Source organism: Paucibacter sp. DJ2R-2, assembly GCF_025717675.1.
GTDB lineage: Bacteria > Pseudomonadota > Gammaproteobacteria > Burkholderiales > Burkholderiaceae_C > Paucibacter_A.
In genome coordinates this window covers 1,157,642-1,180,588 of record NZ_JAJIRT010000001.1, presented here as the reverse complement: position 1 = coordinate 1,180,588, position 22,947 = coordinate 1,157,642, and the positions used below count along the sequence as shown (strand labels likewise).

The window sequence follows — 22,947 nt, the reverse complement described above, 5'->3', positions numbered from 1 at the left end:
CATGGCCTCGCTCTGGTCGCTCTATCGGCCTTTGCTGGCCGCCCCCTGGCAGATGCAGCGCAATGCCTCGCCCTGGGGCTTCTATCTCGGCTGGGGCTTCTGCCTGCTCGGCTACAGCGTCGCCCTGGTCCTGACGGCCTGGTTTGCCGATGCGGCCAGCGCCGCCAAGCTGGCCGCCGTTTTGCTGTCCTCAGCCTTCGTGTTGCCCTGGATCACCAGCTTTGCCGGCCTGCTGGCCCAGAACCATCCCCATGCCGCCCGCCTCGTGCCCGGCCATGTGGCGCGCTTGCGGCACGTGGCGCTGCTCAGTTATGGCCTGACCACGGTGCTGGCCGCTGCGGTGCTGGCGAGCCAGTTCGGTGGCGGCCTGGCCTGGCTGCATGGCGTGGCCCTGCTGCTCTTCGGCATGGCCTTGCTGGCGCGCTGGTACCGCGCTTGGTTTGTGGTCAGCCTGGTCCTTTTCTCGATCCCCTGGTGGAGCCAGTTCATGCCCGTGCTGTTTGTTTGGAGTGCCTTGCTCAGCTGGCAGAACAGCCAGCCCTGGAGCTTGAGCCTGGTGTTGTTCTTGCTGCTGCCCTGGGGGCTGACGCGTTTGATCCAGACCGGCGGCAGTGAGCACCTGGCCTACTACCAGGCGCGCCAAAAGCTGCGCCGCCTGTTCGAGGCGCAGTCACAAGGCCACTCGTCCTTCGTCGAGCTGAGCGGCCCGGCCGAGCGCCTGGCCCATCTGTTCCGCTGGATGCAGCCGCGCTGGATGCGCCATGTGCTGCGCCAGGCCCAGCCGACGCCGGCCAGCGTGATGGCCCGTCTGGATCTGGTGACTCTGGGCCAGGCGCATTGGAGCTGCCAGCTCAGTTCGGTCTCGGTGGTGCTGCCCTTGCTGTTTCTGGTGTTCCTGGCGCTCGGCTGGAACCGCGGCGAATTCTGGGGGGAATTTCTCAAGCATGGCTCCATGGGCCTGTCCTTCGGCCTGGCCAGCATCTGCCTGGGCGTTTTGCTGACGGTGCCTGCCAATCTCTACCGCAGCCGGCGTGAGCAGGCACTGCTGATGCTGCTGCCCGGTGCGCCGCGCGGCCGGCAGCTGAACCAGCTGCTGGGTCGGCGTCTGCTGAACCAGCTGCTTTGCGGCGTCGGTGTGGCCACGCTGCTGTGCCTGGGCCTGCAGCTCCTGCCGGGGCCGCGCGCCTTGAACTGGCTGGGCGTGCACCTGTGTCTGGCCTATCTGATCCTCGGCGCCTTTGTGTTGCTGCGCGACTGGTCGCGCCAGAGCATGCCCAATAGCAATGGCAGTTTGCTGCCCCTCTTGCTGGCACTGGTCTTGGTCGGGAGCTTGCAAGGCCTGCAGTGGCTGGGCCTGCCCATCCTGGCTCAGTTCCTGCTCATGGCCTTGCTCTTTGTCGGCCTGGTGGCCTGGCGCTGGCAGCGCCTGGTCTTGCAGGCGCCAACGGCCATGCCGGTGGGACGCTGGGCTTGATGCGGCGAGGCCTCAGTCGCTTCAGCCGCGCTGGATCCAGCCCAGGATCTGCGCGGCCGACAGCGCCCCGCTGATGCGCTGCACTTCACGCCCGCCCTGCAGCTGGATCAGGGTCGGAATGCTGCGGATCGCGTAACGCTGCGAGAGCTGCGGCGCCTCGTCGCTGTTGACTTTCACAAACAAGGCGCGGCCTTTGAGCTGGCGGGCTGCTTCGGCGAACTGCGGCGCCATCTGCCGGCAAGGCCCGCACCAAGGCGCCCAGAAGTCGACCAGCACCGGCAGCTCGCTGCCGCTGACGACGCGGTCGAAGTTGGCCTCGGTCAGCGCCAGCACCTCGCCGCTGAGCAGGGCTTGGCCGCAGCGGCCGCAGACCGGGTCTTGGGCCGCGCGCTCGTCGGGCACACGGTTCTTGCTCAGGCAGTGGGGGCAGGTGATCAGCATGATGCTCAGGGACGTGAGGCTGGGCGGGGTCATTTCAAGCCCCGCACCACTCGGTGTAAGAAATCGCGCGGGCTGGGGACTGCCTGATTCGATGGCGCTTGCGCGCCCCGTGTTCAACGCCCGAGCCTGGACCCTTGCATGAAGAACAACAATCCCGAGTCTCCGCCGCCACTCGCCAGCGCCGAGCTGCAGGCCGAGCGCTACCGCCAGGCCCTGGCCCTGCACGGCGCCGAACTGGCCCGCTTCATGGTGGGCTACGAGCGCGACGAGGCCAAACGCCAGGAGCTGAACCAGGAACTGCAGCTGGCCCTCTGGCAAAGCCTGGCGGCCTTCCAGGGCGGCTGCAGCCTGCGCACCTGGGTCTACCGCGTGGCGCACAACGTTGGCGCCAGCCATGTGCAGGCCAGTCTGCGTCGCTTCGAGCGCCAGGGCCTGTGCCTGGATCTGGAACAGCTGCAGGAGGCCGAATCCCAGATGCTCAGCGACCAGGGCGCCGCCGTGCACAGCACCGAGCGCCGCCTGGACCTGGACCGCATCCTGGCCTGGATCCACCGCCTGCGCATGCCCGACCGCGAGGTGATGCTGCTCTACCTCGAAGGCCTGGACGCCGCCGCCATCGGCGAGGTCACCGGCCTCAACGCCCGCCATGTCGCCACCAAGATCCATCGCATCAAGGCCCTGTTTGCCGCCAAGCACCAGGCCGGGAGGACTGCTCCATGAACCATTCCCACAACCCTGACCCCTCGCCCGCCTCGGGCGAGCCCTGGCAGCAGCTCTGGCACGCCCAGGCGCTGTCGCCGCTGGATCTGAGCGCCGATGAGCTGCGAAGCCGTTCCAGCGCCTTGCAGAGCCGCGTGGCACGGCGCAACCGTGTCGAGTACCTGGCCGGAGGCCTGTTCGTGATCCCCGTCTATGCCTTCTACATTTGGCTCTTCCCTTTTTGGCTGACCAAGCTGGGCGCCTTGCTGGTGGTGCTGGGCACCCTGGTCGTGCTGCAGCAGCTGCGGCGCCGCGCCTCCTGCCGCGCGCTGCCGCCCGAGGCCCTGGGCCAGGACTGGGCCGCCTTTCACCGTGCTGAGCTGCTGCGCCAGCGCGATGCGGTGCGCTCGGTCTGGCTCTGGTACATCGGCCCGCTGCTGCCCGGCTTCTGGCTGTTCCTTTGGGGCCGCGAAACCGAGCTGGCCGGCCGCGGCATGGAGACGATGTTCACGCTGACGCATGCCGCCGCCCTTTTGCTGTTCGTCGCCATCGTGGCGTTGAACCAGCGTGCGGCGCGGCGCTACCAACGGGAGATCGACGTGCTGGATCAGCAGCTCGCAGCCAGATCCTCAGCCCCACAGGACGCTGCGGAAGCTCGCTGAGGGCTGGGACGCAGGGCAGGCCGAGGAGTACCTGTACCCGTCGGAGCACTGATACAGAGCATGCCGCGGCGGGCGCAGCTGTGTCTTGGTCGCGCACGGCTCGCCCCCTACGCTGGCGCCAGGCCTTTGAGCCTGGCCCGAAACGTAAGAAAGCGAAGCCCCGCCATGCTGTTGTCCCCCACCGAGCTGCTGCCCCTGGCCAGCTACTGCTTCCTCATGTCCAGCACGCCCGGGCCCAACAATCTGATGCTGGCCACCGCGGCGGCCAATGCCGGCTACCGCCGCACCTTGCCGCAGATGCTGGGCAGCAATGCCGGCGTCGGGGTGCAGACCTGGCTGACCTGTCTGGGCCTGGGCAGCCTCTTCCTGGCCTACCCGGTGCTGCACCAGGTGCTGCGCGTGCTGGGCACGCTCTACCTGGTCTATCTGGCCTGGCAGCTCAGCGGCCTGCGCATCGGCGCGGCGCAGCAGGATGCGCGGCCCTTGAGCTTTGCCCAGGCGGCACTGTTCCAGGCCATCAATCCGAAGAGCTGGGTCAAGGCCATCACCCTGGCCACGGTTTTCATGCCCAGCGGCGTGGACACATGGGTCGGCGCCAGCCTGGTGGCGGTGGTGGGCGTGCTGGTCGGCCTGCCCAGCTCGACGATGTGGGCCTTGTTCGGCCTGGCGATCCGTCAGCTCTTGCAGGACCCGGTCAAGCGCCGCGTGTTCAACCTCTTCATGGCGGGCTCTTTGGTCGTGCTGGCCTTGAGCCTGCTGCGCTAAGCTCAGGTGATGTTGATTCCTCTGGATCGGAACTCCCCCATCGCCCTGGGTGACCAGATCGAGCTGCGCCTGCGCGAGTTGATCGCCGCGCGCCAGCTGCCGCCGGGCGCTCGGCTCTTGTCGATCCGCCAGCTGGCCAGCAGCCTGGCCGTCAGCCCCAACACCGTGGTCGCTGCCTACGACCGTCTGGTGGCCTCGGGCCTGATCGATGCGCGCGGTACGTCCGGTTACTACGTCAGCGAGCCGCGCGCCGGCATGAGCCAGCTGCCCGATGCGGCGGCGCTGGAAGCCGGAGATGAGCAGGAAGGCGTTTGGCTGGCCCAGCAAGCCAATGACCAGCGCAGCGGCGTGCTGCTGGCCAGCAGCGGCGCCCTGCCGCCGAGCTGGCTGGCCGATGCCATGCCGGCCTCGGTGGTGCAACGCGCCTTGGCCCGCAGCACGGCCGGCCTGGCCTCGCGCTGCCCGCCGCAAGGCCTGCCGGAGCTGCGCGAACAGATCTCGCTCTTGATGCGCGGCCAGGGCCTGGCTGTGGATGCCGGCCGCATCCTCACCACCTACGGCGGCACCCACGCCATCGACCTGATTTGCCGCGCTTTTTTGCGCCCGGGCGACACGGTGCTGGTCGAGGACCCCGGCTACTTTCTGATGTTCGAGCGTCTGCGCCAGGAGGGCTTGCGGGTCGTGCCCATCGCCCGCCGGCCCGACGGCCTGGACCTGGTCGAGCTGGAAGCCGCCTGCCGCCTGCACCGGCCGCGCCTGCTCTTCATCCAGACGGTGTTGCACAACCCGACCGGCTGGAGCAGCAGCGCCGCCAATCTGCACCAGGTGCTGGTGCTGGCGCGCGAGCATGGTGTGTTGATCGCTGAGGACGATGTGCAAGGCCATTTCCACCCCGGCCATGCCACCCGCCTGGCCGCCCTCTCGGGCCTGGACGGCGTCATCTACTACTCCAGCTTCTGCAAGGCCCTGAGCCCCGCTCTACGAACCGGTTATGTGGCGGCCGACCCGGTCCTGCTGAAGGCTTTGCTGCGCGAGAAGATCTATGCGGTGCTGACCGGAGCGGCGCTCAATGAATGGGTGATGCTGGAGATCCTGCTGGCCGGCCGCCTGCGCAAGCATCTGGAGCGTTTGCAGGGCCGCCTGCTCCAGGCCCGCACGCTGAGCGCGCGCCAGCTTGGCGAGGCCGGCATCGCCATGGACCACCCCGGCGAGGGTGGCCTCTTTCTTTGGGGCCAGGTGCCCGAGGGCGTGGACATGACCCTGCTGCTGCAGGACGCCTACCGCAACAAGATCCTGCTGGTCGGCGGCCCCACCTTCTCCAGCACCGGCCAGGCGCCGCGTCATTTGCGTTTCAATGTCGTGTTCAGCCAGCAGCCGAGGTTGGCGGACTATCTGCGCGAACGCCTGCAGGCCGTGGCCGACAGCAGCGCGCTCTTGCGGCGCCTGCCAGGCGGCTCAGCAAAGCCGCTTCAGAGCGGCAGTTCGGTGTAGTAGCGGCCGCCGTGGAAGATCAGGGGCTGGGCGCCTTCGCGCCAGCTGCAGCTTTCCACCTCGCCGACGAAGATGACATGGTCACCTTCCTCGTACTGGCTGCGGTTGGCGCACTCAAACACCGCGGCCACACCGTCCAGCACCGGCGCGCCACCGGCACCTTCGCGCCAGGCCACGCCGGCGAAACGGTCGATGTCTCGGGTGGCAAAACGCTGGGCCAGGTCTTTTTGCTCGGCCGCCAGGATGTTGATGGCGTAGTGCGAGCCGCGGCTGAACACCGGCATGGAGCCGGCCTTCTGGCCCAGACTCCATAGCACCAGGGGCGGGCTGAGCGAGACGGAATTGAAGGAATTGGCGGTCAGGCCGACCAGGCTGCCGTCGGGCGCGCGGGCGGTGACGATGGTCACGCCGGTGGCGAACATGCCCAGGGCGGAGCGGAACTGCGGGCTGTCAAAGCCGGGGCCGCTGGGGGCCTGGGGAGGGATGGGCGTCACGGGCATGGCGCATTGTCTGCCAAGCGGCCGCTTGGCAGCGCTTGCGGGGTCATTCGTCTTCGCCCGGCCTCAGAATAGCCGTCTGCGCCGCTTGCAAATCCGACTGCTGCACCTACTTGATCACCATGTCTCACGCCCACGACCCCGGTTTCGACCCCGCCGCTGACCCCCATCTGCCCAGCGCACCCCGCTATGGTTTCGGCCGGTGCCCCGAGTGCGCGGCCGGCCGCTGCCGGCCCAGCCAGGGTTCGCGCCGTTTGTTTACCGGCTTGCTCGGTGCGGCGGCGCTGTCGCCCGCGCTGACGCCGGCCTGGGCGCGCGAGGGCGTGGAGGTCGGCGGCCCGAGCAAGATCAGCAAGCTGGTGCCGGCCGAGCAGGTTGAACAGGCCGGCGCCCAGCAATACCAGCAGATGATGCGCGAGGCCGCCAACCAGCGCGCCCTGCTGCCCAACAACCACCCTCAGCTGATCCGCCTGCGCGAGATCGCCAAGCGCATCATTCCGCAGTCCGAACCCTGGAACGCGCGCGCCAAGCAGTGGCGTTGGGAGGTCAATGTGCTCGTCAGCCCGCAGCTCAATGCCTTCTGTATGCCGGGCGGCAAGATCGCCTTCTATTACGGCATTCTGGAAAAGCTCAAGCTCGACGATGACGAGGTCGCCTCCATCATGGGCCATGAGGTGGCGCACGCCCTGCGTGAGCATGCGCGCGAGCGCATGGCCAAGACGGCCGCCACCCGGTTGGGCGCCAATGTGCTGTCCAGCCTGCTGGGCCTGGGCAATGTCGGTGACACCTTGCTCAATATGGGCAGCCAGCTGCTGACCCTGACCTTCAGCCGCGAAGACGAAAGCGAGGCCGATCTGGTCGGCATGGAGCTGGCCGCACGGGCCGGCTACAAGCCCAGCGCCGGCGTCAGCCTGTGGGAAAAAATGGGCCAGGTGTCCAAGGGCGCGCCGCCGCAGTGGCTGTCCACCCACCCGGCCGGGCCTACACGCATTCGCGACATCCAGTCCAATCTGCCCAAGGTGGATGGCCTCTACGCCCGGGCCGCCAAACCTGCGCAGCGCTTCGATGTGGCGCCGCCGCTGCAGGCGCGTCCGGCGTCCTGAAGCGGCGCCGCAGTCCGGTTTACCAGCGGGCCGGCAGCGACTTGAGTTGTCGGTAGCGGCCGTTGGCGATGCGCTCGAGATAACCGCCCAGCTCCAGGTCCTTGACCAGCTTGGACACCATCTCGCGCGAGCAGCCCAGGCGCTGCGCCATGGCCTGGTGGGTCAGCAGGATCTCGTCCGAGCTGGCGGTGGTCTGCTCCAGCAAGGCCTTGAGCCGGCCGTAGACATCGTTGAGCGCCAGCTGCTTGGTTGACAGCGTGGCCGCGCGGGCGCGACGAATCACCTTGGTCAGCAGCTCGAAAGCGAACTCCGGGTGCTCGGCAATATGGGCGTGCAGGCTGGCGCGGGTCAGCAAGACGCAGCGTGAGGCCTGCTCGGTGATGACGCTGGCCGAGCGCTGGCCGCCGTCCAGGCTCATCTCGCCGACATACTCGCCGGGGCCGTAGACGCCGTAGGTCACTTCACGGCCGCGTGCATCGCAACCATAGGCGCGCAGGCTGCCGCTGAGGATGAGGTAGAGGCTGTCGCCTTGCGAGCCTTCCTCGATCAGCACGGTGCCGCGCCGGTAGCTGCGCGCCGTGCCGCGTGCGGCCAAGAGGCGCAGGCTCGGGGGAAGGTCGGCGGTCGAGGATTCGGTGGTGGGCGCTTCGATGCTGTCCATGCGGGCTCGTCGAGCGGCAAAGGTGCCGCCAGCAGGGCCGGATGTTACGAGAGCCGCTGGCCTTTGCGCATGACCCCCCGCTAGGGGATTGCGCCACTGAGATTTTTCCTGGCGCTGTCTGACGCCCTCAATTGATGTCCATGCGCAGCGCCGAAATCAGCGGCGGCAGCACGGCCAGCTGGCGCAGCAGTTCGCTGATGCTGTCGGCGCCCGACTTGGCGCGGATGCTCTGGATCTGCGTGCGCACCGTCGAGATGGCCACGCCTTGCTGTTCGGCCACCGAGCCCGGGCGCGCGCCGGCGCTCAGGGCCTTGAGCACCTCGGTCTCGGTTGGCGTGAGGCCATAGCGCAGGGCGAACCACTGGGTGGCCAGCTCACCGCAGAGCTGGCGCCGCTCCAGCACCAGCAGCACGGCCGCCTGGCTGACGTTGCGGTTCAGCGGCACCACCACGACATTGCTGCTTTGCTCCTCCGAGCCCAGGCGCAACAGGCAGCGCCGGCCTTCCTGTTCGGCGGCGGCAAGGGCGTCGCTGAGCGGGCCGCTGTCCTTGAACTCGCGGCAGCGCAGCTGGTTGCCGCAGATCTGCAAGGGGTGGGCGTCGTCCAGGCTGCGCTTGGCGGCGAGGTTGCAATGGAGCACCCGGCCGGCGGCGTTCAGCAGCACCACACCGTAGTCCAGCTCTTCAAGTACGAGGCTCAGCCAATGGCTGCTCAAAGACTCGGCCTGGCGGCGTTCGGTGGCTTGGCTGCGCGGCGCGGCTTCGAGCGGCGCGTTTGAGGCCAAGGCGGGGGGCGTGTTGCTGGTCCACATGCCGTTCTCCTGGTGGGCTGCGTGCCCATGGCTGGGGCGCCGACACGCTGAGGACAGAGGGTAGGCAGATTGCAGGAGGGCGGGCTGTGAATCGTGGTCGGTGCATTTGTGAAAGATTCACGACCGGCTGTCACGGGCCATGAAAAAAGGCCCTGCAGAGCAGGGCCTTGGGCAGGGGGCAATACAGCCGCAGGGGCTCAGTGCACGCCGTGCATCTTCTTCTTCATCCAGGGCGCCAGCGCCATCAGCACCAGGCCGGCGGCGGCCGGGATCACGGTGAAGATCAGGAAGAAGGTGGACATCGAGTAGGTCGAGGAGATGTAGTCGATGTAGGCACCGGTCTTGCCGGCGATGAAGTTGGCGATGGCCGAGTTCAGGAACCAGACGCCGAACATCAGGCCCAGCAGGCGCGCGGGGGCCAGCTTGGAGATGTAGGACAGGCCCACCGGCGACACGCACAGCTCACCCATGGTGTGCAGCAGATAGGCCAAGCACAGGAAGAGCATGCTGATCTGCGCGGTCTTGGCGCCCGAGGGGATGCCCGAAGCGCCATAGGCCAGAGCGGCAAAGCCCAGGCCCAGCAACACCAGGCCGACGCCGAACTTGACCGGGCCGCTCGGGTTCCAGTGCTTCTCCCACAGCTTGGAGAACGCAGGTGCCAGGATCACGATGAAGAAAGAGTTCAGCACGCCGAACCAGGTGGCCGGCACTTCGCTTTGGTCCATGGCGAACTCGCGGCCCAGCATCCAGATCACCAAGCCCCAGATCATGGCGAAGGCCAGGACCAGCAGCAGATTGCCCAACCATTGGCTCTTGCCGGTGGCCAGATGCAACTGCAACAACAGCCAGGTCAGGACGGCCGCCGGGATCACCGTCATCAGCGTGTTGACGATCTTGAAGATCAGGCCGCTGGTGCCGACCAGGGTGCGGTCGGTGTAGTCGGCCGCGAAGATGGTCATGGAGCCGCCAGCTTGCTCGAAAGCAAACCAGAAGAAGATGGTGAAGAAGGCGAACACAAAGACAGCCTTCAGGCGATCGGCCACCACATGGGCGGGCGTGTCGTCGACGGCTTGGGCGGCGGCAGTCTTTTCCTTGCTCGGCGCGGTGCCGATGTCGCCGAACACCTTCTGGCTGAAGAAGAACTGCAGGGCGCCCAGGATCATGAAGACACCGGCCAGACCGAAGCCCAGGTTCCAGGACACCTTCTCACCGATGTAGCCGCACAGCGAAATGCCGAAGAAGGCACCGGCGTTCACGCCCATATAGAACAAGGTGTAGCCGCCGTCACGGCTGCCTTCGTTGTCCTTGTTGTAGAGCTGGCCGACGATGGCCGAGATGTTCGGTTTGAACAGGCCCGTGCCCGCAATCACCAGGCCCAGGCCCAGGTAGAAGGACGGAATGGTTTCAAAGAACAGCGAGACATGGCCGGCGGCGATGATGAAGCCGCCCAGCACCACGGCTCGGCGTGTGCCCAGGTAACGGTCGGCCAGGTAGCCGCCCAGGATGGGGGTGAAGTACACCAGCATGGTGTACCAGCCATACAGCGAGGTGGCTTCAGCACGGCTCCAGCCCCAGCCTCCCTTGGTGGTTTCCGAGATCAGAAACAGCACCAGCAGGGCGCGCATGCCGTAATAGGAGAAGCGTTCCCACATTTCTGTGAAGAACAAGACAAACAGGCTGTTGGGGTGGCCGAGGATGGTGTTGGGCCCCGCGGTTTGAATTTTTGTGTTCAAACGACTCTCCGTTCTTGGTCTGATGGATGAGAAATCCTTGGCCGGCCCCGATCCCTCTTGAGCGGCGCTACAAAGGACAAGCCGCCGAGAGGGTGCTCACGGCGGCTGCGGCGCGTATTGTCGCCGCGGCTGCGCTGGCGCTTTCTGCGGGTTCCCACCAGGGGGCGGCGAACCGGGGGGTGCCATTCGGCATGGATTGTCTGTAGTAACTCCAGACATTTGCCTTATGCTGGATGTTTTCAGCCTGGCCCCTCAGCACCTATGCGCATCGGCGAACTCAGCAAAGCCACCGGCGTGGACATCGAAACCATCCGCTTCTACGAGAAAAGCGGCCTGCTGCCCGGCCCGGCGCGCAGCGACAACGGCTATCGCGATTACGCCCACGCGCATCTGGAGCGCCTGGCCTTTATCCGCCATTGCAGGGCGCTGGACATGTCCCTGGCCGATGTGGCTCAGCTGCTGGCCAGCTTGGACACCCAGGATGGCGCGCAGCTGGCACGGGTCGACCATCTGGTCGATGCGCAACTCGCTCGCGTGCGCGCCCGCCTGGCTTCCATGCAGGCGCTGGAGCAGCAACTGCTGGCGCTGAAGGCGCGCTGCGACGGGCGCCACCATCTGCATCCGCATACAGCCGGCAGCCAGGCTTGTGGCGTGCTGCAGGAGCTGGTTGCGGCAGCCCATGGCGAAGCGTGCGCCTGTCATGAGGCCTTGAAGCCATGAAACACCGTGCACGATCGATGCCACGCCGCCTGGTCTGGCTGGGCTTGAGTTTGGTGCTGACCGCGGCGCAGGCCGGCGAGATCTGGAAATGCCAGCAGGGCAGCAAGGTCCGCTACTCCGACCAGCCTTGCCCGGCCCAGGGCGACACCTTGCCGGCCCGCGCCCTGCAGCCCAATGTGGTGGCCGCCGAGCGCAGCGCCGCGGACGCGGCGAGCCCAGGCACTCGCTTGGCCGGCAATGTCTGCCCGGAGGAGGTCGAAATCGCCGCCATGGAAAGCCGGGCCACAGCCAGCAGCCTGGGTCCCGCCGAGCAGCGATTCTTCAAAGGGGAGATCGCCCGCGCCCGTCAATGCCGCCAGGGCCGGGTCCGCTACTCGGCGTCCGATTGGGCGCTCAGCCGCCAGGCCCAGGCTGATCAGTTCCGCCCGGGTGTCGAGGTCGAAGCCCGGCAGCGCGCCGAGGCCATGCACAAGGCGGCGGCAGCGCGCGCCGCGCAGGCGAGCCCGGAGCCGCTGGCTGCAGGGGCATCATCCCCGGCGGTTTCAAGCCGCTGAGCCTCATCGCCAGGCCGCGAACACAAAGGGCATGAGCTTGCGGCCATGCCGGTATCGCTGCTTTGCCTGTTTCTTTGCAGCTGCTGACCTCGCCCTACGCTTTCAGCCGCTCGGCCTGAGCCCGCCCAGAACTCTGGAATACCCGAATTCTGTGTTGATATATTAAACATATACTTCATTTGGGTGCCAGTCTGAGCCGCCTCATGAGGTCGTGTCGGAATTGCAGAGTCGGCGACCCCAGCCTCTGCAACGGACCCCAGCTCATCAGTCACTGCCGCTGATGAGGTGCCGTCCTGTCCCCAGCCCCAAAGGTGAAGTCGCCATGCAAACCGATGCCCTGCGCCTGTGCGAGCTGAGCGTGGTCGAGGCTTTGTTCGACCCGCTGCCCGACGTGGTGTTCTTCGTCAAAGACCGCGACGGCCGCTACTTGCGCGTCAATCAGACCCTGGTGCGGCGCAGCGCGCAGCGCTCCAAGCAAGCCTTGCTGGGGCGCACCTCCAAAGAGATTTTTCCCGGCGCCATGGGCGAGGCCTTCTGGGTGCAAGACCGCAGCGTCATCAGCAGTGGCGCGGCCATGCAGCGCCATCTGGAACTGCACCTCTATGCCGACGGCGGCGCCGGCTGGTGCCTGACCCACAAGCTGCCGCTGCGCGACGAGCCCCAAGGCGAGCGGCCCGGCGCGGTGCTCGGCGTGGCCGGCATTTCGCGCGACCTGGGTCGGCCCGACCAGAGCCACCCGGTCTACGGCCAGATCGCCGAGCTGGCCCAGCAGATTCGCAGCCACTACGACCAGCCCCTGCATCTGGGCGACTGGGCACGCGCGGTCGGATTGACGCTGGACCGGGTCGAGCACCTGTTCCAACGCATCTTCCACCTCAGCCCACGCGAGATGCTGCTGCAAGCACGCCTGGACGCGGCGCGCCGCCTCTTGGTCGAGTCACCCGACTTGAGCGTGGCGGCCATTGCCATGCAATGCGGCTACAGCGATCAAAGCGCCTTCACCCGCCAGTTCAAGGCCACCACCAGCCTGACGCCCTCGCAATACCGGCGACTGCAGCAAGGGCATCAGCCCAGCGGCGAGCCCTGGCGCGTCGCGGCCTGATGCCAGAAGCCATCACCTTGCATTTACGGTGATGTCATGGCGGGCTTGGGGCCCATCAACTGCTCACGCAAAAAGCCATAGCTGAGCGCCCAGAGTTGCGCCTGCTGCGCTGGCGTGGAAGCCCCGGCATGGCCGCCTTCGCGGTTCTCCCAGTACAGCGCCGGCTGGCCCAGCTCCTGCAGCCGCGCCACCATCTTGCGGGCGTGGCCCGGGTGCACCCGGTCGTCCAGGGTGGAACTGGTGTAGAGCACCTTGGGGTAGGGCTGGCCCGCGCGGGCGTTCTGGTACGGTGAGTAGCGCGAGATGTAGTCCCATTGCTCGGGGATGTCGGGGTTGCCGTACTCCTCGATCCAAGATGCCCCGGCCAGCATGCGGTGATAGCGCCGCATATCGGTCAGCGGCACCTGGCTGACCACCGCGCCAAACAGCTCGGGCCGCTGCACCATCGCCACCGAGGTCAGCAAGCCGCCCAGGCTGCCACCCATGATGCCCAGACGCGCCGGGCGGGTGATGCCACGCTGGATCAGGTCTTCGGCCACTGCGATGAAATCATCAAAGCTGCGCTGGCGATGCTCGCGCTGCGCCGACTGATGCCAGCGCGGGCCGAACTCACCGCCGCCGCGCAGATTGGCCAGCACATACACCCCGCCCTGCGACAACCAGCCGCGCCCCAGGATGCCGCTGTAGCTGGGCTTCATCGAGATCTCGAAGCCGCCGTAACCGTAGAGCAGCGTGGGCGCGCCGTCTTTTGGCAAGTCGCCGCGCGGCTTGACGATGAAGTAAGGCACGGCCGTGCCGTCCTTGGAGCGCGCCTGCAGCTGCTGCACCTCATGCCTGCTGGCATCAAAAAACTCCGGCATGGCCTGCAAGAGCTGGCGCTCGGCCCGGCCCACCTCGCCCAGCTCCAGCCGCGCCGGGGTCAGGAAGTCGCTGCGGGTCAGCAGGTAATGGTCGGAGTCCTGGCCGGCCAGGGCGCTGACGCTCAGGCTGCCCAAGTCGCCAGCCGGCAACAGCGTCTCTTGCCACTGGCCTTTTTGATAGCGCCACTGCACCAATTGCTGGCGCGCTTCATCCATGCGCACGCCCAGCACCGCGCTGCGCGTCGCCACATGGCTTTGCAGCGAGCTGCGCGGCGTGGGGCTGAACAAGGTGTGGAACTGGCGCTTGCCGGCCGCCCAGTCGGCGCGCGAGATCGCCAAGAGCGAACCGGCCGCATGGGTCTTGCCGCCTAGCGTCCAATCCGAGCGCAACTCGATCAGCCATTGGTCGGCGAAGGGGCTCATGCTGGCATCGGCCGGCTTGCTCAGGGCCAGCAGGCGGCCATCTTTCTGCAGAACATGCTGCTCGCCGGCAAAGAAGCTGGTGCGGCGCTCGATCACATGCACCCGTTCTTTGCCGATCTGCTCGGCCCAGGTCCAAACGCTGACGTCCTGCGGCACCGCCTCGAACACCAGCCGCGCCTGCGCCAGGGGTTGGCCGCGCTTCCAGAGCTTGACCTGGCGCGGGTAGCCCGACTCCGTCATGCTGCCGGGGCCGAAGTCGGTGGCCACGCTGAGTGTGTCGCGGTCCACCCAGGCGGCATTGCCCTTGGCCTCGGGCAGGCTGAAGCCGCCCGCCGCCGCCGCCGCCACAAAGCGGCGCGTGCCGAGGTCGAACTCACGCAGCACATGGGCGTCGCCGCCGCCACGGCTCAGGGTCAGCAAGCAGCGCTGGGTCTGGGGTACGAGGCAAGTTGCCCCACCCCAGACCCAGGGTGCACCCTCCTCCCGACTCAACTGGTCCACATCCAGCACCGTCTCCCAGTGCGGTGTGCTGCTGCGGTAGGAGGCCAAGCTCGTGCGCCGCCACAGGCCGCGCGGGTGCTCCGCATCGCGCCAGAAGTTGTAGAGATAGCCGCCCATCTGCTGCGCATGGGTCAGGCGCTTGGGCGAGGCCAAGACCTCGGCAAAGCTCTGGACCCATGCAGCAGACTGAGGGCCGCTCTGCAGCGCAGCAAGGCTGGCCTCGTTCTGGCCCTGCACCCAGCGCAGCGCGCGCTCGCCCTGCACCTCTTCCAACCAAAGGTAAGGGTCCTCGGCGCTGGGCTGCGCCAAGCCCAGGCCTGACTGCAGCAGCAACATGGCCGCGGCAAGCGCGCGCAGCACTGGCTTGGCGCCGCGCATCAGAAGCGCGCCTCCAGATTCAGCTTCAGGACCCGGCCGCCCAGCGGCAGCGAGGAGCCCGGGCGCAGCTCCACCAGAGGCTTTTGGTCAAAAGCGTTCAGCAGATTGGCAGACAGGATGAAGTTCTTGAAGCCGCTGTACTGCAGCCACAGATCGGTGCTCAGCCAGGGCTTGATGCGGCAGTCGGCTTCGGCCACATCGCGATCGGCGCAGCCTTCGATGCTGTTGTTGCTGTCCCAGTCCGCAGCACTCAAGCGGGTGCCGGAGTACTGGTTGAGACGCGCGCCCAGCTTCCAATCGGCCATGCCCCAGTTGATCTTGTAGATCGCATGCAGGCGCGGCGTGCCGCGGTAGCCGACGCGGTTCTCGGTGTAGTCCTGCGCGGTGGTGTCCCAGTAACGCGCTTCGATCTGATAGTTGGCTTCGATGCCGGCGTCCAGCTGGCCCCAAGCGCCCAGCTTCCAGCGGCTGCGCAGGTCCAGATCCAGGCCCGAGACCTTGGTTTTGTTCATGTTCTGGTACTGCAGGCCCAGCGAACGCACCGAGCCGACAGCAAAGGCTATGTCCTTGCCCGACAGCTCCTTGACCCGCTTGGCCAGGTCTTTGTCGCGTGCCGAGACGGCATCACGCGGCAGCAAGCTGGGGTTGGCGTCTTCATTGGCCAGCACCTCGTTGACGTCACGCGTGCCGATCTCGTCGCGGCGCTTGATGCTGTAGTAGTCCAGCGTGAAACTGACGTTGTCCATCGGCTGGGTCACGATGCCGAATGAGAAGTTGTTGGACGACTCGGGCTTCAAGTTCGAGTTCGGCGTGATGGCGGACGGGAAGCTGACCGAGCAGCCCGAGTTGTAGACCTCGGTGGCGTCTAGCTTGTCGCTGGCATTGCCGGTCTTGAGCACGGCCTGCATGGACTTGGCGGTGTCGCAGCGCTTCGGGTCCACATAGCCGTTGTTGAACCAGGAGGCGCCGCCATTGCCGGTCTCCGGCAGGCTGGGGGCGCGGAAGCCCTGGGTGACCGTGCCGCGCAGCATCAGCTCGCGCATCGGCCGCCAGGCCAGCTGCATCTTGGGCGTGACCGCGCCGAAGCCATCGAAGACCTTGTCGCCGCGCAGGGCCAGCGTGGCTTCGATTTGCTTGGTGAAGGGCAGGTTCACTTCGCCAAACAGCGCACCCACATCGCGCTTGCCGGAGATGTCCACGCCGGAGAAGCCGACGATGCGCGCCTGCAAGATGTTGTCCATGCTGCGGTGCTCGAAGGTTTCGTGGCGCAGCTCGCCGCCGAGCGCCAGCATGATGGGGCCGCCGATGAGGCGGCCGATCTCGCGCGAGCCCTTGGCATCGGCGAACTGCTGGGTGTAGGTGCCCGAAGAGCCCATCTCGGGGAACATCTTTTCCAGCAGTTCGCGCGGGTTGGTCTGGCCGAATTTGTAGGCACCGCTGGTGATGGCTTCTTCATAGCCGAAGCGGTCTTTGTAGAGGTGCTGACGCTGGGTCGCGTGTGAACGCATCATGCCCACCGCGCCATCAAAGTCCCAGCCCCAGGCCGAGCCCTCAACACCGGCCAGCAGGCGGAAGTCGCGCGAGGCACCGATGTTTTTGAACATGTCCGGGTGGTCCACAAAACGGTAGTTCAAACCGATGGGGAAGCCATAGGGGTTGTTCGGGTGATTGGCCGGCAGCCGAGGGTCGGTGAAGCTTTGCAGTTCGCCCTTCAGGCTGTCGTACCAGGTCGAGACGCTGCCGGGGTTGCTGCGTGGAATGTTGGTGTAGTAGTCGGCCTGGATGTCGGCGCCCTGAAACTCAGCAAAAGCGCTCAGGTCTTTGTTGATCGTGAAACGCGCGCCGGCCAGCAAGGTCACCCGTTTGGTGGCCGGGCGGGCATCGCTGTCCTTCCAGTAGTCGTACTGGCAGACGCCGCCGATCAGGTTCTCGGGCGCGCAGCCTGGGGCCGGTGTGTTGATGCGCGTGCCGGCCAGGGCCGGGTCTTTGTAGTCTGCCGGGTAGCTGCCGGTGTAGTTTCCGGGGAAGGAGCCGGCCGAACGCTGACCACGTGCCGGGTTCTGCTCCAAGTACCACTCGGGCAGCAAGTCGCGCACCGCGCTGTCCTTGTAGCTGCCGCGCTTGTAGACCTCCAAGTGCGCGTAGGCATTGAAGCCGTCGGTCGCCAGATTGCCATGGCCCACCGTGACCGAGGCTTGCTGGTCGGCGTCCAGAAAGCTCTTCTTCAAATTGCGCTGCGCGCTCAGCTGCAGACCGACGCCAGTGAAGTCCTTGACGGTGATGACGTTGATGACGCCACCGATGGCGTCCGAGCCGTAGATGGCCGAGGCACCGTCCTTCAGCACTTCGACGCGTTCGATGATGTTGGCGGGAATGGCGTCGATATTGGTGAAGTTCAGCTGCAAGCCATCGGCAAAGCCATAGCTCGACAAGCGGCGTCCGTTCAAGAGCGTCAAGGTGCCGCCAGTGCCCAGATTGCGCAAGGACACGCCCGAGGCACCGCTGGCCCAGGAGTTGGCGCCGCCCAGGTCGCTGATGGCGCTGCGGTCGTTGCTGCTCAGATTGGCCAGCACATCGCCCACCGTCAGCGCGCCGGAGGCCTTGATCTCGTCCTTGTTCAAGACCAGCAGGGGCTGCGAAGTTTCCAGATCCGTGCGCTTGATGTTGGACCCGGTGACCGTCACGCGGTTCAGGGTTTGCGTTTCGCTTGCAGGGTCCTTGCTTTGGGCGTAGACAGCAGGGCTGCTGCTCAAGGCCATGCAGGCCGTTGCCGTGGCCAGCGCGATGGTGCTGAGCTTGGGGCTGGGTTTTTTCGTGTTCATGCGTCTCCTCGTGGGCTCTTTGGGGATCCGCTCAGAATAGAAAAACCGCCCTCCATCGTCTTGATGCCAAACGGCAGCGGGCCGACCGAAATCGGCACAAAGTGCCCCGGCCCCAGGGGGAGAAGAAACAAAAAAAATGGGCAGGCGCCTTGCGGCCCTGCCCAGAGATGGATTTTTGAAAACCTGCCGTGGCGATCAGCGGCTCACTTTGAACTCGCCGAATTCCTTCAGCTGCTCGGTCACCGCGCTCGGGTCGCCGACCACGATCAGGCTTTGCGTCTCGGGCGAGAAGTACTTCTTGCCGATCTCGCGCACCTGCTCGGCCGTGACCTTCTGGATCAGCGGCACATACTGGCCCAGGTACTCGGCCGGCAGGCCGACCAGCCAGTTGTTGGCCAGGGTCTGGGCCACGGCGCCTTGCAGCTGTGTGGTCAGCAGATAGCTGCCGGCCACATAGCGCTTGCTCATGTCCAGCTCGTCCGCCGGCACCAGCTCGCTGCCGATGCGGCGGTACTCCTTGATGAACTCCTGCAGCGATGCACCGGTCACCTCGTTGCGCACATCGGCGCCGCCGGTGATGGCCCCGCCCACGCGGTAGGAGCGGCCGCCGGCGCTGGCGCCATAGGTGTAGCCCTTTTCTTCACGCAGGTTCTGGTTCACGCGGCTGGAGAAACCACTGCCCAGGATGGTGCTGGTTAGGCGCAGCGGCACCTGCTCGGCGCCGCTGGCGGCCATGCCGGGGCGGCCCAGGCGCAGCGTCGACTGCACGCTGCCCGGGCGCTCCAGCAGCAGGCGTTGCGGCGCGGCGCTGACCGGCGAGGCGGCGATCTCGAGCGGGGCCGGGCCCTGGGCTTGCCAGTCGCCGAACACCGCCTGCGCCTGCTTCAGCGCCTCGGCCGCCGTGATCTGGCCGGTGATGACCAGCAGGGCACGGTCCGGGCGGAAGCGCTGCGCATGCTCGGCACGCAGGGCCGCGGCTGTGGTCGATTCGATGCTCTCGGCGCTTTCCTGGCTGCGGCCGTAGGGGTGATCGCCGTAGATGGCCTGGCTCAGCGCCTTCTCGGCGCGGAAGCCGGGTTGGGCGCTGGCCACCTTCAGGGCCTGCAGGGCATTGGCCTTGGCCAGGGCCACTTCACCGTCGGGGAAGGAGGGCTGGCGGGCCACCTCACCCAGCAAGCGCAGCATCTCGCTGGCATGCGATTTCAAGGCATAGGCATTGAGGGTGATGCCGTCGTTGGAGGCGGCGGCGCCGACGCCGCCGCCCATGCCTTGGGCGGCCTCGGCGATGGCGCGCGAGTCGCGCTTGGCCGTGCCTTCATTGAGCAGGCCGGCCAGCAGTTTGGCGCGGCCCGGCGTGGCCGCGGCGTCGGCGCCGTAGCCGGCGCCGCGCAGGGCCAGCACGAAGTCCACGCGCGGCAGGCCCTGGCGCGGCAGCACCCAGACTTCCAGGCCGTTGGCCAGGGTCTTCTTGCTGATCTGGGGTACGGGGATGGGCTTGTCCTGGCCGTACTTGGGCAGTTCGGCCGGCAGCTTGATGGCCTCGGCGGCGCCGGCGGCCAGAGGCAAGGCCAGCAGAGCGGCGAGCATCAGGGGAGTGAGCTTGAGTTGTTTCATGATGATGAAGGGCTCCGTCTCGCGTTCAGGGCTTGGCGGCGCTGGCAGCGCCTTGGGCGGCGGCCGGGGCGGCCAACATGGCGGCTGGCTTGCGGTCAATGACCGAGCGGTTGGCCACGGTCAGATAGGTCTTGGCGGCGCGCTGCACGTCGGCGGACTTGACGCCCTCGATCCAGCCCGGGATCTTGTTGACCACCTGAGCATCGCCCCACAGGGTCTGCAGCTTGGCCAGGGTGTCGGCGCGGCTGAGGAAGCTCTCCAGGCCGTTGTACCAGTCGGCCAGCAAGCGCGTCTTGACGCGCTTGAGCGTCGCTTCATCGACACCGTCCTTGACCACCTTGGCGATTTCCTCGTCCATAGCGCTCAGCAAGGCGTCGGCGCTGCTGTCCGGCTTGTAGAGGGCGAACACGGTGAAGATGGTCGGGCCGTCGTATTCCCAGATGCTGGTCAGGCCGTAGAGCGAGTCGAGGTTGAGCGCCAGTTCGCGGCCCTTGACCAGGCCCTGGTAGAAGCGCGAAGCGTCGCCGCCCGCCAGCAGCTCGCCCAGCACGGCCATGGCCGGCTGGTCCTTGCTGCCGCGATCGGGCATCTTCCAGGCGGCGGCAATCGCCGGCACCTGGGCCAGCTTGTCGCTCTGCACCAGGCGGCGCTCGGCGGTGTTCAGGCCTTCGCTGAAGTCACTGGGCGCGGGCGTTGGGCGCTTGGGGATGGCGGCGAAGTACTTTTCTGCCAGAGCGAAGGCCTTGGCCGGCGTGATGTCGCCGGCGATGGACAGCACGGCATTGTTGGGGCCGTAGTAATCGCGGTGGAAGGCGCGCACATCGTCGAGGCTGGCGTTCTCCAGGTCCTTGAAGCTGCCGTAGCCGTCGTGGTTGTTCTCCCATTTCTGGAAGGCCAGGCCGCCGATGTCGATCCACATGAAACCGCCGTAAGGCTGGTTCTGCACATTGACGCGGATCTCTTCCTTGACCACGTCCTGCTGGTTCTTCAGCGTGGCCGGGTTGAAGTCCAGGGTCTTCATGCGGTCGGCTTCCAGCCAGAGGATGGACTCCAGGGCCGAGACCGGGGCGGTTTCGATGTAGTTGGTGAAGTCGGGGCGGGTGGAGCCGTTGTTGTTGCCGCCGCCGCCGGTGATCACCTTGTCGAACACGCCCTTGGGCGCGGTCGGCGTGCCCTGGAACATCAGGTGCTCGAACAGGTGAGCAAAGCCGGTGCGGTTCTTGGGCTCCAGCCGCATGCCCACATGGTAGACGACGCTGACGCCGACCGTGGGTGAGCTGTGGTCGGGCGAGACCAAGACGGTCAGGCCATTGGCCAGCTTCTTGCTGGCGACGGGCACCTGCCAGCGGTCGGCGGCTTGCGCCGCCAACGACAGGGCCAGCCCTGCGAACAGGGCAATCAGGGAATGCTTGCGCATATGCACCTCGTTGAAATCAGGAGTTAGGTCAAAGCTCGCACTGATCGCTCAGGGCGCGCTCATCTGGAAGGTGTTGGCGAAGAAGGCCAGCATGTCGGCACGTTCCTCGATGATCTTGGAGGTCGGCTTGCCGGCGCCGTGGCCGGCCTGCGTCTCGATGCGGATCAGCTTGGGCGCCGGGCCGGTGTCGGCGGCCTGCAGGGCTGCCGTGTACTTGAAGCTGTGCGCCGGCACGACGCGGTCGTCGTGGTCGCCGGTGGTGACCATGATGGCCGGGTATTTCACGCCCGACTTGATGGTGTGCAGCGGCGAGTAGGCGGCCAGGGCCTTGAACTCCTCGGCGTTCTCGGACGAACCGTAGTCCGGCACCCAGGCCCAGCCGATGGTGAACTTGTGGAAGCGCAGCATGTCCATCACGCCGACCTGGGGCACGGCCGCGCCGAACAGCTCGGGCCGCTGGTTGAGCACCGCGCCGACCAGCAGGCCGCCGTTGGAGCCGCCGTTGATGGCCAGCTTGGCCGGCTGCGTGTACTTCTGCGCCACCAGCCATTCGCCGGCGGCGATGAAGTCGTCGAACACGTTCTGCTTCTTCAGCTTGGTGCCGGCTTCGTGCCAGGCCGAGCCGTACTCGCCACCGCCGCGGATCGAGGCCAGCACATAGACGCCGCCCATCTTCATCCAGGCCGCCGAGGTGATGCCATAGCTGGGCGTCATCGAGGCGTTGAAGCCGCCGTAGCCGTAGAGCAGGGTCGGGTTCGTGCCGTCCAGCTTCAGGCCCTTTTTGTGGGCCAGGAAGATGGGGAAGCGGGTGCCGTCCTTGCTGGTGACGAATTCGCGGTGGGTCTCGAACTGATCGGCATCGAAGGCAGTCTGCGGGCGCTTGAACAGGCTGACCTTGTTGGCAGCCACGTCATAGCGGTAGACGGCGCTGGGCGTCGTCAGGCTGGTGTAGCTGAAGAAGGTCTCGCGGTCCTGCACGCGGCCGCCGAAGCCGCTGGCAGTGCCAACGCCGGGCAGCTGCACCTCGCCCTGCAGCTTGCCGTCCAGGCCGTGGCGGCGCACCAGGGTGGAGGCGTCGCGCAGATAGCTCAGCAGCAGGCGGCCGCCCACGGCGGAGGCGCCGGTCATGGCGTCGGGGCCCTCGGCCACCAGGGTCTTCCAGGCTTCCTTGCCCGAAGCCTTGAGGTCGACGGTGATCAGGCGGCCGCGCGGCGCGTCCTTGTCGGTCTTGACGATCAGGCTGTTGCCGTTCAGGCCCACGGCCTGGTATTGCGCATCGAAAGCCAGGCTGATGGCCTTGGGCTCGCCGCCGGCAAAGCCACCTTTGACCAAGGGCAGCACCATCAGGCCGTTCTTGGAGCCGCCCTTCCAGACATTGATGATCAGCAGCTTGCCGTCATCGGAGACGCTGCTGCCGAAGCCCCATTCCTTTTCCTGCGGGTTGGCGGCCACCAGCACATCGGCCGACTGCGGCGTGCCCAGGCGGTGGTAGAAGTGTTTCTGGAAATAGTTGGCGCCGGTCAGGGCTGCGCCCTCGGCCGGTGCGTCGTAGCGCGAGTAGAAGAAGCCCTTGCCGTCGGGCGTCCAGGTGGCGCTGGAGAACTTCACCCATTCGATGGCATCGGGCAGGTCGCGGCCGGTGCTGAGGTCACGCACCTTCCAGGTCTGCCAGTCAGAGCCGGCTTTGGAGCTGCCGTAGGCCAGCAGCTTGCCATTGGGCGAAGGTGCATAACCGCTGATCGACACGGTGCCATCCTGGCTCAGGGTGTTCGGGTCCAGGGCGATGCTGGGCTGGTCCTTGAGCGACTTGGCGGTATAGAGCACCGATTGCTGTTGCAGGCCGTTGTTGCGCGTCCAGAAGTAGCGGCCGCCTTCTTTGAAGGGCACGCCGAATTTCTCGAAGTTGTAGAGCTCGGTGTAGAGCTTGCGCACCGCCAGGCGCTGCGGCATGGCCGCGAGGTAGGCGTCGGTGACCTGGTTCTGGGCTTTGACCCAGTCCTTGGTCTGCGGGCTGTTGTCGTCCTCCAGCCAGCGGTAGGGGTCGGCCACGGCCGTGCCGTGGTAGTTGTCGGTCTGCTCGACCTTGGCGGTCGCGGGGTAGCTCGGTGTGCTCGTTTGCGCGAAGCTGGCGCCGCTGCTCAGCAGGGCCAGGCAGGCCATCACCAGAGCCTTGTGGGCAGGCCGGATCTTGTTCGTCATGGCGTTCATCGTTTCTTTCC

Annotated in this window: 19 protein-coding genes; 9 read left to right on the top strand and 10 right to left on the bottom strand. The window is 66.6% G+C overall.

What is annotated here, in order from left to right:
• The first annotated feature begins 1 nt into the window (after position 1).
• Positions 2–1,474 (top strand): hypothetical protein, encoded by a 1,473-nt coding sequence (locus LNV28_RS05110; protein ID WP_263516177.1) that lies wholly within the window; start codon positions 2–4, stop codon positions 1,472–1,474.
• Positions 1,475–1,495: 21 nt separating this feature from the next.
• Here the strand turns inward: LNV28_RS05110 and trxC are convergent, their stop codons facing one another.
• On the bottom strand, positions 1,496–1,915 hold the full coding sequence (gene trxC / locus LNV28_RS05105; protein ID WP_263561631.1) for a thioredoxin TrxC: 420 nt from the start codon (positions 1,913–1,915) through the stop codon (positions 1,496–1,498).
• Between the two features lie 138 nt (positions 1,916–2,053).
• Here trxC and LNV28_RS05100 point away from each other — a divergent pair, with 138 nt between their 5' ends.
• From LNV28_RS05100 to LNV28_RS05085, 4 genes are all read left to right on the top strand, one after another.
• Entirely contained in the window at positions 2,054–2,635 is a 582-nt protein-coding gene (locus LNV28_RS05100) for an RNA polymerase sigma factor (RefSeq protein ID WP_263516179.1), read from the top strand.
• Positions 2,632–3,276: a hypothetical protein gene (locus tag LNV28_RS05095; RefSeq protein ID WP_263516180.1), complete on the top strand. Its 645-nt coding sequence runs from the start codon at positions 2,632–2,634 to the stop codon at positions 3,274–3,276. Before LNV28_RS05100 ends, LNV28_RS05095 begins: the two co-directional genes overlap by 4 nt.
• A 165-nt stretch (positions 3,277–3,441) precedes the next feature.
• Entirely contained in the window at positions 3,442–4,041 is a 600-nt protein-coding gene (locus LNV28_RS05090; protein WP_263516181.1) for a LysE family translocator, read from the top strand.
• A gap of 9 nt (positions 4,042–4,050) precedes the next feature.
• Complete coding sequence (locus LNV28_RS05085) at positions 4,051–5,532, top strand: aminotransferase-like domain-containing protein (protein WP_263516182.1); 1,482 nt, start codon at positions 4,051–4,053, stop codon at positions 5,530–5,532.
• Here the strand turns inward: LNV28_RS05085 and LNV28_RS05080 are convergent.
• Positions 5,511–6,032: a flavin reductase family protein gene (locus LNV28_RS05080; protein ID WP_263516183.1), complete on the bottom strand. Its 522-nt coding sequence runs from the start codon at positions 6,030–6,032 to the stop codon at positions 5,511–5,513. The two genes, LNV28_RS05085 and LNV28_RS05080, sit on opposite strands and share 22 nt — an antisense overlap.
• A gap of 119 nt (positions 6,033–6,151) precedes the next feature.
• Between LNV28_RS05080 and LNV28_RS05075 the strand changes: the two genes are divergently transcribed.
• Positions 6,152–7,132: a M48 family metallopeptidase gene (locus LNV28_RS05075; RefSeq protein WP_263516184.1), complete on the top strand. Its 981-nt coding sequence runs from the start codon at positions 6,152–6,154 to the stop codon at positions 7,130–7,132.
• A gap of 19 nt (positions 7,133–7,151) precedes the next feature.
• Here LNV28_RS05075 and LNV28_RS05070 read toward each other — a convergent pair whose 3' ends face one another.
• The 3 genes from LNV28_RS05070 to LNV28_RS05060 form a co-directional block, all read right to left on the bottom strand.
• A complete protein-coding gene (locus LNV28_RS05070; protein ID WP_263516185.1) occupies positions 7,152–7,793 on the bottom strand; it encodes a Crp/Fnr family transcriptional regulator in 642 nt (213 codons plus the stop codon).
• 127 nt (positions 7,794–7,920) lie between these two features.
• A complete protein-coding gene (locus tag LNV28_RS05065; RefSeq protein WP_263516186.1) occupies positions 7,921–8,604 on the bottom strand; it encodes a helix-turn-helix transcriptional regulator in 684 nt (227 codons plus the stop codon).
• Between the two features lie 197 nt (positions 8,605–8,801).
• Entirely contained in the window at positions 8,802–10,337 is a 1,536-nt protein-coding gene (locus LNV28_RS05060) for a peptide MFS transporter (RefSeq protein ID WP_263516187.1), read from the bottom strand.
• A gap of 261 nt (positions 10,338–10,598) precedes the next feature.
• On the opposite strand from LNV28_RS05060, the gene LNV28_RS05055 reads away from it, so the two are divergent.
• The 3 genes from LNV28_RS05055 to LNV28_RS05045 all read left to right on the top strand — a co-directional run bounded on the left by LNV28_RS05055 (position 10,599) and on the right by LNV28_RS05045 (position 12,713).
• The gene (locus tag LNV28_RS05055) at positions 10,599–11,057 is read left to right on the top strand and encodes a Cd(II)/Pb(II)-responsive transcriptional regulator (RefSeq protein WP_263516188.1); all 459 of its coding nucleotides are present in this window, start codon (positions 10,599–10,601) and stop codon (positions 11,055–11,057) included.
• Positions 11,054–11,611: a hypothetical protein gene (locus LNV28_RS05050; RefSeq protein ID WP_263516189.1), complete on the top strand. Its 558-nt coding sequence runs from the start codon at positions 11,054–11,056 to the stop codon at positions 11,609–11,611. Before LNV28_RS05055 ends, LNV28_RS05050 begins: the two co-directional genes overlap by 4 nt.
• A 322-nt stretch (positions 11,612–11,933) precedes the next feature.
• On the top strand, positions 11,934–12,713 hold the full coding sequence (locus tag LNV28_RS05045; protein ID WP_263516190.1) for an AraC family transcriptional regulator: 780 nt from the start codon (positions 11,934–11,936) through the stop codon (positions 12,711–12,713).
• 23 nt (positions 12,714–12,736) lie between these two features.
• Here the strand turns inward: LNV28_RS05045 and LNV28_RS05040 are convergent, their stop codons facing one another.
• From LNV28_RS05040 to LNV28_RS05020, 5 genes are all read right to left on the bottom strand, one after another.
• Positions 12,737–14,875, bottom strand: coding sequence for a prolyl oligopeptidase family serine peptidase (locus tag LNV28_RS05040; RefSeq protein ID WP_263516191.1), 2,139 nt, complete (start codon positions 14,873–14,875; stop codon positions 12,737–12,739).
• On the bottom strand, positions 14,875–17,697 hold the full coding sequence (locus tag LNV28_RS05035; RefSeq protein ID WP_263516192.1) for a TonB-dependent receptor plug domain-containing protein: 2,823 nt from the start codon (positions 17,695–17,697) through the stop codon (positions 14,875–14,877). Before LNV28_RS05035 ends, LNV28_RS05040 begins: the two co-directional genes overlap by 1 nt.
• A 195-nt stretch (positions 17,698–17,892) precedes the next feature.
• The gene (locus LNV28_RS05030) at positions 17,893–19,311 is read right to left on the bottom strand and encodes a M16 family metallopeptidase (RefSeq protein ID WP_263516193.1); all 1,419 of its coding nucleotides are present in this window, start codon (positions 19,309–19,311) and stop codon (positions 17,893–17,895) included.
• A 25-nt stretch (positions 19,312–19,336) separates the two neighbouring features.
• Positions 19,337–20,728 carry a M16 family metallopeptidase gene (locus LNV28_RS05025; RefSeq protein WP_263516194.1) on the bottom strand — a complete coding sequence of 464 codons (1,392 nt, stop codon included), beginning with the start codon at positions 20,726–20,728 and terminating at the stop codon, positions 19,337–19,339.
• 48 nt (positions 20,729–20,776) lie between these two features.
• The gene (locus LNV28_RS05020; protein WP_263516195.1) at positions 20,777–22,927 is read right to left on the bottom strand and encodes a prolyl oligopeptidase family serine peptidase; all 2,151 of its coding nucleotides are present in this window, start codon (positions 22,925–22,927) and stop codon (positions 20,777–20,779) included.
• Positions 22,928–22,947: the final 20 nt, after the last annotated feature.